The organism is Daejeonella sp., assembly GCF_030684675.1.
Lineage (GTDB): Bacteria > Bacteroidota > Bacteroidia > Sphingobacteriales > Sphingobacteriaceae > Daejeonella.
In genome coordinates, this window is sequence record NZ_JAUXXZ010000016.1 from 1 (window position 1) to 16,602 (window position 16,602).

The following is a 16,602-nucleotide window of genomic DNA, read 5'->3' on the forward strand; positions in this document are numbered from 1 at the left end:
AACTAGGAATGACAATAGTTCACCCTGCCTTTTATTAAAACGTTATCCACAATGCTTTTAGTTTTTTAACACCCCCCGGACCCCCCATTTCAACAATAACAATAGCTAATAAATATTCTTTCATTGACCAAAGGAATGACAAACGTTGTTGTGGGCTGAAGAGATTCCAGCCTTCCTGGAATCGGTTCATTAATAAAATTCGTTGTGAAAAAATACTTGTGGTGAAACTTAAGTATCACCTTGGCTTAATCCGCTGTCACCCCGGACTCGATCCGGGTCCGGACTTGATCCTTTGTCACCGCGGGCTTGACCCGCGGTTAAAAATCCCAAACACTACTGGCCCTGATCCTTTTAATATAATGCCTCACATCCAAAACAATGGCTGCAAATACATAAAATATCAATGGAAAGCCTACGGCCAGAAATGAGGAGTAAATAAAAAATAGTCTGATCTTGGAAATGGATATATTAAATCGCTCCCCAAGATAGGTACATACCCCAAAAGAACGTTTTTCGAAAAATGTAAGAAACTGCTGAAACATTTTACTTGCTCAAAAATTTGATTCCAATCCCGCAAGATAAGCATTTCTTTTGATCACAATATGATTTTTTTAATTGTATAAGTGCCTGACTTATTGCAGAATTACTTGAATTTACTCCAATCTCATTAAACTTTCTGATAATTGCATTTCGTTCGGGATTGAGGCCTTCAAGCAGCATTAATGCCCTTTCCCTGTGTATTACACTTCCTGTTCTGATACCAAATGCGAACAAAAAAACTGAAACTGTATTAATAAGAATATTATTTATGGCCTCCTCCCCCAAGGTAACAGCCGAATGTTTGCATTCCTGATCAAAGCGATAATGGGTATTCCAGTACTCATTGAGCTTTAACTTATTAAACATCGCAGTAATGACAGCAATATCCTTTTCATGAATAATTTTTGAGAATAAATGGTTTGAACGGATAATCAGAGCTGCAAACTGTGCGAGCCGGACAGAGGGGAAATTACGGGGCCTTAATCGCATATATTTCCATAAAAACTTATCCACAGGCTTTAAATCATGCTTTTTAAGCAAAAATTGATATTCCTTTCTGAGCAATTGCGGATAGGAATCTTTTAGTTTAGTGTCCAGAAAGCCTGACTGTCCGAAGATAAGAGCCTCAATCTGAAATGGACGGTCCTTATATCTTGCAAGTAAAGACTGCGGCAGGGATCGGGCAAGCATCTCAAAGGGTAAGGCATTAGTTTTAAAACCAAAATTCCGGGCCAGGCTAATATAAAATGCATCATCCCAGCTGCCTTTTACTTCAATGAGGAGTGCATCAATCATATCGCTTTTTTCCTCAAGACGCTCTATCAAAACCCTTATTAGGCAAGTGTTTATGAAAAATTCCTCAACCTGTTTTATTTTCCTTTCACAGGGAATCCAGTTCAATCCGGCCATCAGGTCCTCATAATTTTGAGCGATATCTTCAGGGATCAGGTTTCCGATCTCCAAAACAGTAATCTCTGTCCCATCAGTCCTTAAAATTTCTTGATCATGATAAGCCACCACATGTAGGATCACATTGTCATAGGCTTTGTCGAACTGATGCTGATGCCGGTACCAATCTGAAGAGCGGATATGAATTTCTACGTTCCCAGCCCATAAAGTACCTCCAATCCGGATTTTTGCATTGGAGAAATCGGGGCCGGCATGGTGGTTATGCTGTCCGGGACGGATTATATCCAGGCTCTCTCCTGAGGTACTTTTAAGACCTGATACATGGTAAAGCCGGAATTTCCATATAAAATGCAGTAAATCTTCATTGAGAATCATGAATTAATATGCTGAAAATAATTACGGCAGTAAAAAAATATGATTAAACGGTATTAAGGATTGTTTAAGTGGTTTGTTAAAGGAATATGTGGCTTGTCCAAATTGTCTGGATTAGGATTAGTAGGAATATTAGGATTAGTAGGATTTAGAAAATCATATGAATCACGTGAATCACCTGAATCACGGTTCAGACAAACATTGCATAATATCTGAATTAGGATTAGTAGGATATTAGGATTTTCTAAGTCATATTATTCATATAAATCACCTGAATCACGGTTCAGGCAAACAGCATAATATCTGAATTAGGATTAGTAGGATTTTAGGATGGTAGGATTTTTAGGATTTAGGTATCCTAAAATCCATGAATCATTAAATCCTAACTCTGGGTGGCATATTCCCTATTAAAACCCAATACCCTCCAGCAATAGTTCCATTTCAGATTGAAGTTTCTTCGCTTCTTCCCTTGCCCGCTCTGCGAAATCCTCACTTGATGAGGCATAGATTATTGATCGCGAGGAATTTACAAGCAAACCACAGCTTTTGGATAAGCCGTATTTACAAACTTCCTGTAAGCTCCCACCCTGTGCTCCTACTCCGGGAACGAGAAGAAAGTGATCAGGTGCATATTTACGGATATTCAGGAACTCTTCTCCGCGGGTCGCACCAACTACATACATCAGGCGGTCGTTTCCTGCCCAGGTATTTGCCCTTTGAATCACATTTTCAAACAAACGACCGGTTCCAGTTTCAATAAACTGAAAGTCCTTCCCTCCTTCATTGGATGTTAATGCCAATAAAATGACCCATTTATCCTGAAATGCGAGAAATGGTTTCACCGAATCACTTCCCATATAGGGGGCAATGGTGATTGCATCAAAATTCATCCCTGAAGAGGCTGGATCAAAAAAGGCTTTGGCATACATGGATGAGGTGTTTCCAATATCGCCACGTTTGGCATCTATGATCCCAAGACAGGAAGAAGGTATATGTTTAGAAGTCTCGATTAAACTTTTCCAGCCAGCAATTCCCCGACTTTCGTAGAATGCACTGTTTGGCTTGTAGGCTACACAAAGATCATGAGTGGCTTCAATGATCCTCTTATTAAATTCAAGAACAGGATCTTCAAAATCCAGTAAAAACTTTGGAATGAGTGTTATATCGGTATCCAGACCAACACAAAGGAAGGATTTCTTGATTTTTATCTGCTCAATTAACTGTTCTCTGTTCATTATTTCCTGCAATATTGGAGCGAAAATAATTAAAGATGAGCGCAGGGCATTAAAAAAATAAATAAAGTTTTGTTTTATTTGATATTATTGCATAGAATTGTGTCATAATCTCAATTTATCCCTGAATTCAGGAAATCACAAAAATTCTCTCAAAGCATTTCTTTTGCAAGAATTCTTGTGTCGTCGATTTCCAGGATAGATGTTTTGAACTAAAATCCCAAAAACATATAAACCAAATTTAATGCTGGATAGTAATAAATTGAACGATAAGCTCGTTTCTGAGCTACGTGAAATTGCTCAAACCTTAGGTGTACAGGATACTGATACCCTACGCAAGCAGGATCTGATATCCAAGATTCTTGAATTTGCAGAAACCTCCCCTGCGACCGAAAATAATGAAGCAGTAACCGAGAGTGTTGATGCAGCTGAATCTTCTGATTCGGGTGCAAGACCACGGAAACGTCTTCGCAGCACTAAACCTGTTGCTGAAAGCAAACAACATAAGGAAGTCCCGCTGGATAATACCCGCACATTTGATTTTCCTGAAGATGATGATATCCCGGCAATTGATCCTGTTCAGAATGTAAGTGATTCTGAAAGTCCTATGGATACAGTACAGGAAAGTAAGGATGTAAAACCAGCAGAACAGGCAGAGCCAAGAAAATTTGAACGCAGGCAAAATCAAAACCCAAGAACTCAGGATGCTCCTGTAATCAATATGGATTTTGATAATGTTATTGTCAATGAGGGAATTTTGGAAATCATGCCAGATGGTTATGGTTTTTTAAGATCATCTGATTATAATTATCTTTCATCACCTGATGATATTTATGTTTCTCAATCACAAATAAAGCTTTTCGGACTTAAGACTGGGGATACCGTAAGAGGCAGCATCCGTCCGCCGAAAGAAGGTGAAAAATATTTTCCTTTAGTAAGAGTTGAGGCAATCAATGGCCGTATTCCGGCAGAGGTACGCGATAGAGTACCGTTTGATTACCTTACACCATTATTTCCAACTGAAAAACTAAACCTTTTTGTAGATACTGCAAATCACTCTACACGCATCATTGATTTGTTTACCCCTATTGGTAAAGGACAACGTGGATTGATCGTGGCACAGCCCAAAACAGGTAAAACAATGCTTCTTAAGGATGTGGCGAATGCCATTGCTAAAAACCATCCTGAGGTTTATCTGATCATTTTGCTGATTGACGAGCGTCCGGAAGAGGTTACAGATATGGCCAGAAGCGTACGTGCTGAGGTAGTTTCTTCTACCTTCGACGAACCTGCAGAACGCCATGTTAAGATCGCCAACATTGTGCTCGAAAAAGCTAAGCGTATGGTCGAATGCGGACATGATGTGGTTATTCTTCTCGATTCCATTACCCGTCTGGCAAGAGCATACAATACTGTAGCACCTGCTTCAGGTAAAATATTATCCGGGGGTGTGGATGCAAATGCATTACATAAACCTAAACGCTTTTTCGGTGCGGCCAGAAACATCGAAGATGGCGGTTCATTAACTATCCTTGCGACGGCTCTTACCGAGACCGGTTCTAAAATGGATGAAGTGATCTTTGAAGAATTTAAGGGAACAGGTAACATGGAACTTCAGTTAGACAGGAAACTTTCTAACAAGCGTATTTTCCCTGCGATCGACCTTACCGCCTCAAGTACGCGTCGTGATGATTTGCTGCTTGATAAGGATACATTGCAAAGGATCTGGATCTTGCGTAATCACCTGGCTGACATGAATTCTCAGGAATCGATGGAGTTTTTACAATCACAAATGCGTGGTACAAAAACAAATGAGGAATTCCTGATATCAATGAACTCCTGATCTGAAAAACTCATCGTTCAATTGACTGATTAAAAGCAGCGGGTATTTATTAGTTTAGAGCCAACCTTAATTTCAGATGAAGAAGCACATCCCTAATTCTGTAACCTGCCTGAACCTGTTCAGCGGCTGTCTTGGGATTGTTTTTGCCTTTCAGGGAAATCTGATCTGGGCGTCTTATGCGATAGTAATTGCAGCAGTGTTTGATTTTTTTGATGGGATGCTGGCTAGGTTGTTAAAAGCCTATTCAGATATCGGTAAGGAATTGGATTCACTGGCAGATATGGTAAGTTTTGGGGTTTTACCCTCAGTAATTGTCTACCAACTCTTTGCCCTTTCTCCGCAAATAGATTTTGGAGCTTCATGGCTGAGCTTTTCGGTATTTATAATCGCTGTATTTTCGGCCTTAAGACTCGCCAAGTTTAATATAGACACCAGGCAATCCGAGAATTTTATAGGCCTTCCTACTCCTGCGAATGCACTTTTAATCGCCTCATTTCCATTAATTATTGGTGATAGCAGTACTTATTTTGCCGATTTTATCCTGAATCAATGGTTTCTGGCGATATTCAGCTTGGTCATGAGCTTGCTGCTGGTAGCAGAGGTTCCATTAATTTCACTGAAATTTAAATCATTAAAGTTTAAGGAGAATCTGCTTCGCTATATTCTGATCATTTCATCTGTGCTCCTATTATTGTTCTTAAAATTTGAAGCAGTTCCGGTTATTATTATAATTTATTTTCTGGTATCTCTGGTTCAGTTCAGAACAGGAGACAAAGATCTATTGAGGAAATAAACAGTATTAAAGCTATTTGTCTGAATTATGATTTTTAGGATTTTAGGATTAATATGATTCAGACAATCATATTAATCAAATAAATCATCTAAATCACGGTTCAGACAAAATTGGCATACTGTATAGCGGATATAGATTTAAGAAGGATTCTGTAAACTGGCTTTCACCTCAGCTAATTGTTTGTATAGCTGTACAGACATTTCCTTAAGTATTTGAAAAGACGGGGATATAGTTTCCAGATTTATTAAATTTCGGGCATTCTGCTCAATTTCGGCCATACTCTCTCTGGCAGAGTCGACACCCATAAAAGCCAGGGTTGGCTTAATTTTATGTGCGATATCGGCTACTTTTGACCAGTTTTCTTCAATAATAAACTGCTCAAGCTGTTCAAAATAAGCAGGGGTTTGATCAAGAAACAGATCAATCATATCAATCATAAATTCATCGCTGCCACTTGCAACATCTTTCAGGTATGTTAAATCTACCTTGAAACCAGCATTATCCATCTTTAATCTTTAATTTGAAAACAATTTTCTAAGATAGCCTTTTTACAAATAAATCATCAGACAATTCAAGCAGCAATTCCTGAATATTTTTTTTCAAGACCGGATGAATGAATTCGGGAGCAATTTCACACAATGGCATTAGGCAAAATCTTCTGAAGGCCAGGTAAGGATGAGGAATACTTAGTTCAGGTTCATTAATTATCTGATCTTCGTAAAGTAAAATATCAATATCAATGATCCTGGAACCCCATTTTTCCACACGCTTACGACCCAAATCGGCCTCAATACTCAAGATTCCGGACAACAAATCCTGCGGTTTCAGAATCGTTTTAAGTTCAATAACCTGATTTAAAAAATCAGGCTGATCATGCTTCCCCCATGAGGCTGTCTGGTAGATGGATGAGCGCTGACCAATACTTCCGAGCTTTGCTTCTATCTCAGAAATAGCGGATGCGATGTATTTTCTCCTGTTACCAAGATTACTTCCAAGTAATAAATAGGTGATATACATCTAATTAAGTAATTCCATGTAACAAATAGCCAAATACTGAATCTGTAAATTAGTATACTTGCATAGATAATATATTTGTTTCTGAATATGAAAGAGTTTTTCAAATTTGTTTTCGCTTCAATGGTAGGTTTTATCCTGTCGTTTTTCCTTGTTTTCATACTTTTGATTGCCTTGATTGTTGGGATGGTTTCCTCAGCAGGAAGTGATGGTAAAGTGATTCCAACATCCAACAGTATCATGCATATCAGTCTGGATTACTCAATCAAAGAGCGAACGGATAAGAATCCATTTTCTGAATTCAGTTTCATGGGTTTTGACAATAAAAAAACTCTCGGACTTAACGAAATTCTTTTAAGTCTGGAAGAGGCCAAGAATGATGATCATATTGAAGGCATCTATCTTGATGTTTCATCCTTAGCTGCAGGTTTTGCAACAATTGAAGAGATCAGAAATGCGTTGATCGATTTCAAAAAGAGCGGAAAGTTCATTTTGGCTTATAGTGAAGTTTATACTCAGGGGGCTTATTACCTGGCCTCTGTAGCAGATAAAGTATACCTCAATCCTGAAGGAATGATCGATTTCAGGGGATTGAGCTCAGAGCTGATGTTTTTTAAGGGTTCACTTGAGAAGCTTGAAATTGAAGCACAGATTATAAAAGTTGGAACCTATAAAAGTGCTGTTGAGCCATTTATTCTGGATAAGATGAGTGAGCCAAACCGTCTGCAGGTAAATTCTTTCCTTGGATCTATGTATGACCATTTCCTTACAGAAATATCAAAAAGTAGAAAAATTCCGAAAAGCACACTTTTCTCTCTCGCAGACAGTGCTAAAGTCAGAAATCCAAAAGACGCCCTGGTTTACAAGATGATCGATGGCCTTAAGTATAAAGATGAGGTACTTGATGAGTTAAAATCCCGTACTGGAACAGACAAGAAAAAAGACCTCAAATCGGTAAGTATTGAAGAATACGCTCCAGCTCCGAATGAAAAGAAAGCATCCTCATCGGATCGTATTGCCCTTATTTATGCTAATGGTAATATCATCAGTGGTGAAGGTAATGATGAATCAATTGGCTCAGAAAGAATTTCAAGGGCCATCCGGAAAGCACGGACGGATACTAAGGTTAAAGCTATTGTCCTCAGGGTAAACTCTCCGGGTGGCAGTGCCCTGGCATCAGATGTCATTTGGCGAGAAATGGTTCTGGCAAAGAAATCTAAACCGGTAATCGTTTCTATGGGTGATGTAGCAGCCTCAGGAGGCTATTATATTGCCTGTGCAGCAGATTCAATTTTTGCACAGCCCAATACAATTACTGGCTCCATTGGAGTTTTTGGTATCATTCCCAATATGCAGAATTTCTTTAAAAACAAGCTTGGAATCACTTTTGACGGAGTTAAAACCGGCAAATTTGCAGATCTGGGTACAGTGAGCCGCCCCTTGACAGATGCTGAGAGAATGATCATTCAGCAGGAAGTAAATAAAGTCTACAGTACTTTTACACAAAAGGTGGCTGATGGGCGTAAAAAATCTCAGGCTTATATCGACAGTATCGGCCAGGGAAGAGTATGGAGTGGTACTGAAGCCTTACAGAACGGCCTGGTTGACAGATTAGGGAATATTGATGATGCTATAGCTTCTGCAGCAAAAAAAGCCAAGATAACTGATTATAAACTTGTAAGTTATCCTGATCAGGTTGATCCTCTTAAATCACTGTTTGAACATACCGGCGATAAAGTAAAAACCTATTTTATGAAACAGGAATTAGGTGATCAGTTTATTTATTATGAGCAAATGAAGTCAGCAATTAATCTTTCTGGTATCCAGGCTCGTATGCCATACAATATTCAGGTGAAATAATTCAATTAAAGAACAAATTCTCCTTAAAAAATAATCAAACCCTTCCCTTTTCAGGGAAGGGTTGTTTATTTTTGAGCTTTTAGCTTTATGGAAAACAAAACAATCGCCCGGACTTTAAGACTTTTAAGTCAATTGATGGAACTTCATAATGAAAATCCCTTCAAGGTGAAGTCTGTTGCGAATGCCGCGTTTAAAGTTGATAAACTTCCCTATCCCATAGCGACCAAAACGCTTGATCAAATGGAACAGCTTGATGGTCTTGGTAAAAGTATAGCATCCAAAATCTGGGAACTTGTGCATTCAAATACCATTGGGGACCTCTCGGATCTTCTCAAGCAAACTCCCCCGGGAATAGTTGAAATGATGAAAATAAAAGGCCTTGGACCAAAAAAAATCCTGGTTATCTGGAAGGATCTTGGTATTGAAAGTGTTGGGGAGTTGTATTATGCCTGTAATGAAAATCGCCTGATTGAGGCCAAAGGTTTCGGACTCAAAACTCAGGAAGAAATAAAGAAGACCATCGAATTTAATATGGCCAGCAATGGCCGCTTTCTCTATGCACAGGTTGAAAGCTTTGCTGAAGCCATCCTTGAAAGAATTAAAGTAGAAATCCAGCCTGATTTAACTTGTCTGACAGGGCAATACCGCCGAAGATCTGAGATCATTGATAGCATTGATCTTCTTTTGGTAAAAGAACTTGATAATAGCATCTTACAAAAACTCGAAAGCTGGGATCTGAAAGATCTGGAAGTCATTGATAATCAGATAAATTCTCAGACCGAACAGGGCATAAAAATTAAATTAATCTTTGTCAAAAAAGCTGAGCTGGGATGGGAATTAATCTCTCAAACAGGAAATCCGGAGCATGTGGAAACTCTAAGAGCTATGCTTAAAGGAGCTGATGTGTCCAGTAAGTCAGAAGAAGAAATTTATGAACTGGCTGGCCTGCCTTTCATTGAACCTGAATTACGGGAAGGCAATGGTGAATTTAAACTCGCAGAATCAAATTCCTTACCCGAACTAATTCAATATTCTAACCTTAAAGGTAGCCTGCACAACCATAGTACCTGGAGCGATGGAATCCATACTTTGGAAGAAATGGCACTTTTCTGTAAAAACGACTTAAAACTGGAGTATTTTGGGATTTGCGATCACTCGAAATCGGCTTTTTATGCAAATGGCCTTAATGAAACGAGGCTTGCAGCCCAGCAACGTGAAATTGACGAGTTGAATAAAAAGCTTTCCCCATTTCGGATATTTAAAGGAATTGAATCTGATATCTTATATGATGGCTCTCTCGACTATTCCAATGAGGTTCTGGCCAGCTTCGACTTTGTTGTCGCATCCGTACATTCCATATTGAATATGAATGAGGAAAAAGCAACTGAGCGTTTGATAAAAGCAATTGAAAATCCATACACAACGATTCTGGGACATCCAACCGGCAGGTTACTGCTCAGCAGAAGCGGATATCCAATTGATCATAAAAAGGTTATTGATGCATGTGCCGAAAATCAGGTAATCATTGAAATAAATGCCAACCCACTCAGGCTCGATCTGGACTGGAGATGGCATCAATATGCGATATCAAGGGGTGTGCTTTTGTCGATAAATCCGGATGCTCACAGGAAAGAAGGATTTAATGACATGAAATACGGGACTCTTGTCGCAAGAAAAGGAGGATTAAGCAAGGAAAATTGTCTCAATGCAATGAATCTTGATCAGATCAGCATCCTGTTTGAACAGAAAAAAAAGAAACAGCAGCTTTGAAAGACATAAAACTGAAAATACTGATCATCCGCTTTAGTTCAATTGGGGATATTGTACTTACCAGTCCGGTAATCAGATGTCTGAAAGAGCAGTTGGAAGGTCTTGAACTGCATTATTTAACCAAGAAGTCCTATGAAACTGTATTAACTGGAAATCCGCACATTGATAAAATCCATTACCTTGAGAAATCCCTTTCTGATTGTATTACAGAACTGAAAAAAGAGAAGTTTGACTATGTAATTGACCTGCATCATAATCTGAGAACATTATGGATCAAGACAAAATTGGGTGTAAGATCAAGCTCTTTTGACAAATTAAACCGCCAAAAGTGGCTTTTGGTCAATTTTAAGATGAATGTCCTCCCTCCTGTTCATATTGTTGACCGGTATCTTCAGACTGTAGAATTTCTTGGTGTAAAAAACGACTCTAAAGGGCTTGATTACTTTTTACTGAAGCAATATAATCTTACTGAACTGTTACCAGCTTCACATCAGAAGTTCATTGCAGTAGTTATTGGTGCCCAGCATGCAACAAAACGGCTTCCTGTTAATAAGTTGACCGAACTTTGCGGCAAAATTAATGGCCCTGTGGTGTTGCTCGGAGGACCTGAGGACAAAGTGCAATCTGAAGAAATTACTCAAGCGGCAGGCATTCATGTATTTAACGGCTGTGGCCGATTTAAACTTGATGAATCTGCATTTCTTATCAGCAGAGCTGATAAAGTAGTTACACATGATACCGGCCTCATGCATATCGCAGCAGCCTTCAATAAGCCTATTGTATCCGTTTGGGGGAATACGGTTCCCGAGTTTGGAATGTATCCATACAAAGCAGATCATTCACAAATTATTCAGGTTAATGGTCTAAGCTGTCGTCCATGTTCAAAAATTGGATTTAATAACTGTCCAAAGGGTCATTTTAAATGCATGAATCTTATAGATCTGAATCAAATTATCAAAGAAAGCAATGCCTAAACAATTACTGATCATTCGCCACGCAAAAGCAGAAGAAGCCGATTTCAAAAAACCGGATTTCAAAAGAGCATTAAGTCACAGGGGTGAAAAAAATGCTCAGGAAATGGCCAAAAGATTAAAAACAAAGAATTTACACCCTCAAATACTGTATAGTAGCCCGGCATTGCGGGCCATTTCGACTGCCAGGTATTTTGCACATGAATTAGGAATAGCACAATCAGAAATCATTCAGGATCCAGAAATATATGATGCGCTGACGGATACACTGCTAGATTGTACTAACAATTTGGATGATCAGGCAGATTTTGTTGCCCTGTTTGGCCATAATCCGTCAATCACTGATCTCGTCAATAAATTCTGTGGAGCAGATATTGACAATATTCCAACATGTGGCATCGCGTTGATACTATTCCCTTTCGACAGCTGGAAAATGCTAAGTGGGAGGACAGGAGAATTGATTCTCTATGATTATCCGAAAAATGAGCATTAAGTCATTTTGTAAAACTTTCCGGGTAATGAAATGATACTTCCCTGCATTTCCATGCCCAGAATGATCATGACCAGCTTACTTTGCTGAAACCCACTTAAAATAGCGAGATCATCAACTCCAAGACTTCCTTTGGCATATAGAATATCTGCAATGATCTGCTCGTCAGCTGTCAGATTGATTGGCAGACTAAGTTGAGGTTTTAAAGGTGATAACTGATCTCTGGTCCATCCCATCAGATATTCCAGATCGGCCACTCTGGTCATCAGATTTGCTCTGTTGGTTTTGATCAGAAAATTACATCCCTGACTAAATTCATCATTAATCCTCCCCGGATAAGCAAATACATCTCTGTTATAAGAATTGGCCAGCTCAGCAGTAATTAATGCCCCTCCTTTGATGTTAGCCTCCACGACTATGGTCAGATCGGCCAAACCGGCGATGATCCGGTTCCGCTTAGGGAAATTCTCCCGATCGGGAATTGTACCCGACATAAATTCGGTGATAAGTCCGCCACAATCCAGAATTTTTTCGGCCATTGCCCGGTGTTGCGCCGGATAAATACGGTCCAGCCCATGTGCAAGAACAGCAACATTAGGAATATCATTTTTAAGAGCTTCTTTATGTGCCGCTCCATCAATCCCATAAGCCAGTCCACTGATAATCAAAGGTTGATGAACCTTCAAGTCTTCTATCAGTGTTCTGCATATCCCCTTACCATAATCAGTTGCATTTCTGGTACCTACAATACTGATTACCTTGCCGGCATTCAGGTCGGCATTTCCTTTAAAATATACTACTATGGGTGCATCTGCACAATTTCTAAGGCGTTTCGGGTAATCATCATCTGTAAGAAAAAATGCTTTGATCTTGAACTTATCAATAAATTTAAGTTCCTGTTCAGCCCGTTTTAATGCTGAATGTTCCTTTAGAAATTCGAGAGTTTTAGGACCAATACCCGGGATATGGGCCAGATTCTTAGTTTTTGCTTTAAACACTTCCTCGGCATTGCCACAATAACTAAGAAGATTTCGGGCAAGTACTGAGCCTATGCCAGGGATACATGATAATGCAAGCTGATGAAGCAATGCCATATTCTAAGAATTTAACGAAAGAATAAAAAATAGAGCAAACAACAGAAAGGACATTTGGGGATGTCGCATTCAGTCAAAATAATACTAAAACTTATTGAGGGATATAAACCACAAATTTAGAATCAAAATAATCTTCTTTAAAATACTTTGAAAGAGGTATAAGTTCTGTTTTTAAACCCGATTCTTTAATTTCCTTAGCCAGATCACCACCTTTCAAGTACAATATACCATTTTGAAGGGTATTCATCGACTTTTTCTCAAATTTTCCCTTTACCCAGGGATAAAATTCAGATAGTCGGGTTACAGCTCTGGAAACCACAAAATGGAATTTCTCATCAATCTGCTCAGCTCTTGCATGACTTGCACGAACATTTGTCAACCCACATCCCAAAGCAACCTCCTGAACAACCTTTATCTTCTTTCCAATAGAATCTACCAGATGAAAATCAGTTTCCGGAAACATGATGGCAAGTGGAATTCCGGGGAATCCCCCACCAGTACCTACATCAAGCACTTTTTCACCAGGCAAAAATGAAATAAGCTTTGCAATAGCAAGGGAATGAAGAATATGATGAAGATATAGCATATCGATATCCTTCCTTGAAATCAGATTGATTCTGGCATTCCAGAAACGGTAGAGCTCATCCAGTTCGGCGAACTGCTCCTTTTGTTTCTGGCTGAGGTCAGGGAAATAATATGATATGATATCAGAAGTCACTTCTCAAGTTTTTCTTTTTACGGTTCATTATATTCGACATCAGATCCCTTGCGCGGAAAAGCTGTGCCTTTACAGTACCCAAAGGCAGATCGAGCTGCTGAGCGATCTCTTCATAGGATTGTTCATCATAATATCTCAAAACAATCAGGGTTCTATACCTTTGAGGTAACTGATCTACAATACTCTTCAGTTTCTCACTTTCCTGCTTCTTTATTGACGTTTGTTCAGGGTTTAAGGTATCAGATGCAATCTGCAATTGCTTCTCATCCTTACCCTCCTCAGATAAAGATTGCAGGGAAACCACATTTAGTCTCTTCTTCCTAATGAAATCTATACAATTATTAGTTGCTATCCTGAATAACCAGGTACTAAAAGCAAAATCAGGTTTGTACTTCTCAATATTTTCAAATGCCTTCCCAAATGTTTCAACTGTAAGATCCATTGCATCGTCTTTATTGTTGACCATTTTAAGGGCCATAAAGTAAATGGAATCCTTGTATCTCTGCATTAATTCGGCATAGGCCTTCTGATCCCCATCTTTTGCTCTGATGACCAGCATAAAATCATTTTTGGCATTTGCCGAAAAGTTAGGATTTATTTCCATTCAACCCTCTTTCTGAATAAGGCTATAAAGTTTAAAATCACTATATAAATGTAATAAATGAAATCAAATACCGGTACCCACCAAATCAGATCAATATACTTTAATTTCTTTAAAACAGGGATATAAACCAGAATTTGCGCCAATAACCTGATCGAATAAAATGCAGCAATAATCCACCAATCGGCCTTAATTACAATTAAAGCAATCAGGAATACATAAAACAGAAAACCTGATATCACCTGCACTCCCAGCATTTTTTTATGGCTGCTTTTGTATGCTTTTCCGGCACCCTGATGACGAAATTTTTGTGAAAAATAGCTGGAAAGTGAATTTTTGGGTTCAGACCAGATATGGGAATCAAAATCGATTTCAATTCTTGTGTTAGTATTGGTGGCGTTCTGGTTTACAAACAGGTCATCATCCCCCGATAAAATATGCATATGTGATGCAAAGCCCTTACCTCTAAAAAACAGGGATTTCTTGTAGGCCATATTTCTTCCTACTCCCATATAAGGATTACCTTTTAAAGCATGGGAAAGATAATTAAGGGCAGTAATGAATGTTTCATAACGGATAAAGCGATTAAGCAGACTCCCTTTAAATTCATAGGGTGAATAAGCCAGGACAATTTCGGTATGCTCATTGAAATTTCGTTGAATACACTTTAGCCATTGGTTTGATGCAGGTCTGCAATCTGCATCGGTAAAGACCAGGTTGTCATTTTTTGCTGCCTTTATTCCGAGAGTTACTGCAAACTTCTTTCCGTGCTTAAAACGGGGATGATCGTTAATTGTAACGACCTTGAGGTTTTTATGCTGCAGGGATAAGTCGCGTAAAAACCAGTCGGACCCGTCATTTGAACAATCATTTACAATTACCACCTCAAAATCAGGGTAATCCTGTTCAAGAAATGGCAAGAGATTCTGCTTTAAATTCTCCAGCTCGTTTTTTGCACAAATGATGACCGAGATCGGCTCCAAAACCTGGTTATAGCCTTCATAACCTTTATAAACCGCTAATTTTCTATGAATTGCAAGAGTATAATATAACTGCAGGATCAAACAAATCAGTAGGGAAATTGAAATCGAAATAACTAAATAATCCACGCGTTAGAATGAGCTTTAAACAGGGGTAAATTTCTAATTTTTCAGCTAACTATTGTCATTTTTAAAAAATAAAAGAAATAATCAGGGCATATTTCTGGCTCTCACCTGCTACAGTTTATATTTTGCTATTTTTGCGGCTGATATTTTGCAATTGAATGAAATTTAAATTAGAGGCTTCAGATAAATCTTCGAAAGCACGGGCAGGCGAAATAAGTACTGACCATGGCATCATCAAAACCCCCATTTTTATGCCTGTGGGCACTGCAGGTTCGGTAAAGGCTGTGCACCAGCATGAACTTTCGGAAGATATTAAGGCCCAGATCATTCTTGGCAATACCTACCATTTATACCTCAGGCCAGGTTTGGAAACCCTCCAGCTTGCGGGCGGATTGCATAAATTTAATGGATGGGATAAACCCCTGCTGACTGATAGCGGCGGTTATCAGGTCTATTCTCTGTCGGGAGTACGAAAAATCAGGGAGGAAGGTGTGACCTTCAGATCACATATAGACGGTTCAAAACATCTTTTTACCCCTGAATCGGTAATGGATACCCAGAGGGTTATTGGTGCTGATATTATCATGGCCTTCGATGAATGTACACCCTATCCCTGCGAATATGGCTATGCCCGTCGTTCAATGGAAATGACTCATCGCTGGCTGAAGCGCTGCTGTGAACGCTTTGATACAACTCATCCCCTATATGGATTTGATCAAACCCTGTTTCCTATTGTTCAAGGCTCGGTTTATAAAGACCTTCGAAAACAATCTGCAGAAGTTATCGCCTCTTTTGAAAGGGAAGGAAACGCAATCGGCGGACTTTCAGTTGGAGAACCTGCTGAAGAGATGTATGAAATGACAGATATCGTTACCGATATACTTCCAAAAGATAAGCCACGCTATCTTATGGGGGTAGGTACTCCTGTAAATATCCTCGAAAATATTGCATTGGGAATAGATATGTTCGACTGTGTAATGCCAACACGAAATGCCAGAAACGGGATGTTATTCACTAAAAATGGCATCATTAATATCCGTAATGAGCGCTGGAAGAACGATTTCTCTCCACTGGAAGAAGATAGTGATCTTTTTACAGACAGAAATTATTCAAAGGCGTATCTTAGACATCTGGCTCATTCAAAAGAGATACTGGGTGCTCAGATTGCAACCTTACATAACCTGCACTTTTACTTATGGCTGGTGAATGAGGCCAGAGAGAAAATTATAGCCGGTGATTTTCACGATTGGAAAAACAAAATGGTTGTTCAATTAGCACAACGCTTATAG

Annotated in this window: 16 protein-coding genes; 7 read left to right on the forward strand and 9 right to left on the reverse strand. The window is 39.1% G+C overall.

What is annotated here, in order from left to right:
• Window positions 1-317: 317 nt before the first annotated feature.
• The 3 genes from Q8M41_RS02420 to pyrF form a co-directional block, all read right to left on the reverse strand.
• Window positions 318-542 (reverse strand): PspC domain-containing protein, encoded by a 225-nt coding sequence (locus Q8M41_RS02420; RefSeq protein WP_305363648.1) that lies wholly within the window; start codon window positions 540-542, stop codon window positions 318-320.
• Window position 543: 1 nt separating this feature from the next.
• The gene (locus Q8M41_RS02425; RefSeq protein ID WP_305363649.1) at window positions 544-1,824 is read right to left on the reverse strand and encodes a DUF2851 family protein; all 1,281 of its coding nucleotides are present in this window, start codon (window positions 1,822-1,824) and stop codon (window positions 544-546) included.
• Between the two features lie 404 nt (window positions 1,825-2,228).
• Window positions 2,229-3,056, reverse strand: coding sequence for an orotidine-5'-phosphate decarboxylase (pyrF, locus tag Q8M41_RS02430; protein ID WP_305363650.1), 828 nt, complete (start codon window positions 3,054-3,056; stop codon window positions 2,229-2,231).
• Between the two features lie 241 nt (window positions 3,057-3,297).
• On the opposite strand from pyrF, the gene rho reads away from it, so the two are divergent.
• Together rho and pssA are read left to right on the forward strand one after the other, a co-directional pair.
• Window positions 3,298-4,896, forward strand: a complete 1,599-nt coding sequence (gene rho / locus Q8M41_RS02435; RefSeq protein WP_305363651.1) for a transcription termination factor Rho — start codon at window positions 3,298-3,300, stop codon at window positions 4,894-4,896.
• A gap of 76 nt (window positions 4,897-4,972) precedes the next feature.
• Window positions 4,973-5,689 (forward strand): CDP-diacylglycerol--serine O-phosphatidyltransferase, encoded by a 717-nt coding sequence (pssA, locus tag Q8M41_RS02440; protein WP_305363652.1) that lies wholly within the window; start codon window positions 4,973-4,975, stop codon window positions 5,687-5,689.
• Between the two features lie 137 nt (window positions 5,690-5,826).
• Here the strand turns inward: pssA and Q8M41_RS02445 are convergent, their stop codons facing one another.
• Both Q8M41_RS02445 and folK read right to left on the reverse strand, forming a co-directional pair.
• Entirely contained in the window at window positions 5,827-6,195 is a 369-nt protein-coding gene (locus tag Q8M41_RS02445; RefSeq protein ID WP_305363653.1) for an Hpt domain-containing protein, read from the reverse strand.
• A gap of 28 nt (window positions 6,196-6,223) precedes the next feature.
• Window positions 6,224-6,706, reverse strand: a complete 483-nt coding sequence (gene folK, locus Q8M41_RS02450) for a 2-amino-4-hydroxy-6-hydroxymethyldihydropteridine diphosphokinase (RefSeq protein WP_305363654.1) — start codon at window positions 6,704-6,706, stop codon at window positions 6,224-6,226.
• A gap of 87 nt (window positions 6,707-6,793) precedes the next feature.
• Between folK and sppA the strand changes: the two genes are divergently transcribed.
• The 4 genes from sppA (at window position 6,794) to Q8M41_RS02470 (ending at window position 11,797) form a co-directional block, all read left to right on the forward strand.
• On the forward strand, window positions 6,794-8,563 hold the full coding sequence (gene sppA / locus Q8M41_RS02455; RefSeq protein WP_305363655.1) for a signal peptide peptidase SppA: 1,770 nt from the start codon (window positions 6,794-6,796) through the stop codon (window positions 8,561-8,563).
• An 87-nt stretch (window positions 8,564-8,650) separates the two neighbouring features.
• Complete coding sequence (locus Q8M41_RS02460; protein ID WP_305363656.1) at window positions 8,651-10,333, forward strand: DNA polymerase/3'-5' exonuclease PolX; 1,683 nt, start codon at window positions 8,651-8,653, stop codon at window positions 10,331-10,333.
• Window positions 10,330-11,307, forward strand: coding sequence for a glycosyltransferase family 9 protein (locus Q8M41_RS02465; RefSeq protein WP_305363657.1), 978 nt, complete (start codon window positions 10,330-10,332; stop codon window positions 11,305-11,307). Before Q8M41_RS02460 ends, Q8M41_RS02465 begins: the two co-directional genes overlap by 4 nt.
• Window positions 11,300-11,797 carry a histidine phosphatase family protein gene (locus Q8M41_RS02470; RefSeq protein WP_305363658.1) on the forward strand — a complete coding sequence of 166 codons (498 nt, stop codon included), beginning with the start codon at window positions 11,300-11,302 and terminating at the stop codon, window positions 11,795-11,797. Before Q8M41_RS02465 ends, Q8M41_RS02470 begins: the two co-directional genes overlap by 8 nt.
• Here Q8M41_RS02470 and dprA read toward each other — a convergent pair.
• The 4 genes from dprA to Q8M41_RS02490 form a co-directional block, all read right to left on the reverse strand.
• Window positions 11,794-12,888, reverse strand: coding sequence for a DNA-processing protein DprA (gene dprA / locus Q8M41_RS02475; RefSeq protein WP_305363659.1), 1,095 nt, complete (start codon window positions 12,886-12,888; stop codon window positions 11,794-11,796). The genes Q8M41_RS02470 and dprA overlap by 4 nt on opposite strands.
• Before the next feature lie 91 nt (window positions 12,889-12,979).
• A complete protein-coding gene (gene rsmG, locus Q8M41_RS02480) occupies window positions 12,980-13,606 on the reverse strand; it encodes a 16S rRNA (guanine(527)-N(7))-methyltransferase RsmG (RefSeq protein ID WP_305363660.1) in 627 nt (208 codons plus the stop codon).
• Window positions 13,596-14,210 carry an RNA polymerase sigma factor gene (locus Q8M41_RS02485; protein WP_305363661.1) on the reverse strand — a complete coding sequence of 205 codons (615 nt, stop codon included), beginning with the start codon at window positions 14,208-14,210 and terminating at the stop codon, window positions 13,596-13,598. Before Q8M41_RS02485 ends, rsmG begins: the two co-directional genes overlap by 11 nt.
• A complete protein-coding gene (locus tag Q8M41_RS02490; RefSeq protein WP_305363662.1) occupies window positions 14,201-15,271 on the reverse strand; it encodes a glycosyltransferase in 1,071 nt (356 codons plus the stop codon). The genes Q8M41_RS02485 and Q8M41_RS02490 overlap by 10 nt, the downstream gene beginning before the upstream one ends.
• A gap of 200 nt (window positions 15,272-15,471) precedes the next feature.
• On the opposite strand from Q8M41_RS02490, the gene tgt reads away from it, so the two are divergent.
• Window positions 15,472-16,602 (forward strand): tRNA guanosine(34) transglycosylase Tgt, encoded by a 1,131-nt coding sequence (tgt, locus tag Q8M41_RS02495; RefSeq protein WP_305363663.1) that lies wholly within the window; start codon window positions 15,472-15,474, stop codon window positions 16,600-16,602.

Excerpts from the sequence above, each read along its gene's own strand:
- Q8M41_RS02445 (WP_305363653.1), bottom strand. The coding sequence starts at position 6,195 with ATGGATAATGCTGGTTTCAAGGTAGATTTAACATACCTGAAAGATGTT.
- Q8M41_RS02470 (WP_305363658.1), top strand. The coding sequence starts at position 11,300 with ATGCCTAAACAATTACTGATCATTCGCCACGCAAAAGCAGAAGAAGCC.
- tgt (WP_305363663.1), top strand. The coding sequence starts at position 15,472 with ATGAAATTTAAATTAGAGGCTTCAGATAAATCTTCGAAAGCACGGGCA.
- dprA (WP_305363659.1), bottom strand. The coding sequence starts at position 12,888 with ATGGCATTGCTTCATCAGCTTGCATTATCATGTATCCCTGGCATAGGC.
- Q8M41_RS02425 (WP_305363649.1), bottom strand. The coding sequence starts at position 1,824 with ATGATTCTCAATGAAGATTTACTGCATTTTATATGGAAATTCCGGCTT.
- rho (WP_305363651.1), top strand. The coding sequence starts at position 3,298 with ATGCTGGATAGTAATAAATTGAACGATAAGCTCGTTTCTGAGCTACGT.
- sppA (WP_305363655.1), top strand. The coding sequence starts at position 6,794 with ATGAAAGAGTTTTTCAAATTTGTTTTCGCTTCAATGGTAGGTTTTATC.
- pyrF (WP_305363650.1), bottom strand. The coding sequence starts at position 3,056 with ATGAACAGAGAACAGTTAATTGAGCAGATAAAAATCAAGAAATCCTTC.
- Q8M41_RS02420 (WP_305363648.1), bottom strand. The coding sequence starts at position 542 with ATGTTTCAGCAGTTTCTTACATTTTTCGAAAAACGTTCTTTTGGGGTA.
- Q8M41_RS02460 (WP_305363656.1), top strand. The coding sequence starts at position 8,651 with ATGGAAAACAAAACAATCGCCCGGACTTTAAGACTTTTAAGTCAATTG.
- pssA (WP_305363652.1), top strand. The coding sequence starts at position 4,973 with ATGAAGAAGCACATCCCTAATTCTGTAACCTGCCTGAACCTGTTCAGC.
- Q8M41_RS02485 (WP_305363661.1), bottom strand. The coding sequence starts at position 14,210 with ATGGAAATAAATCCTAACTTTTCGGCAAATGCCAAAAATGATTTTATG.
- folK (WP_305363654.1), bottom strand. The coding sequence starts at position 6,706 with ATGTATATCACCTATTTATTACTTGGAAGTAATCTTGGTAACAGGAGA.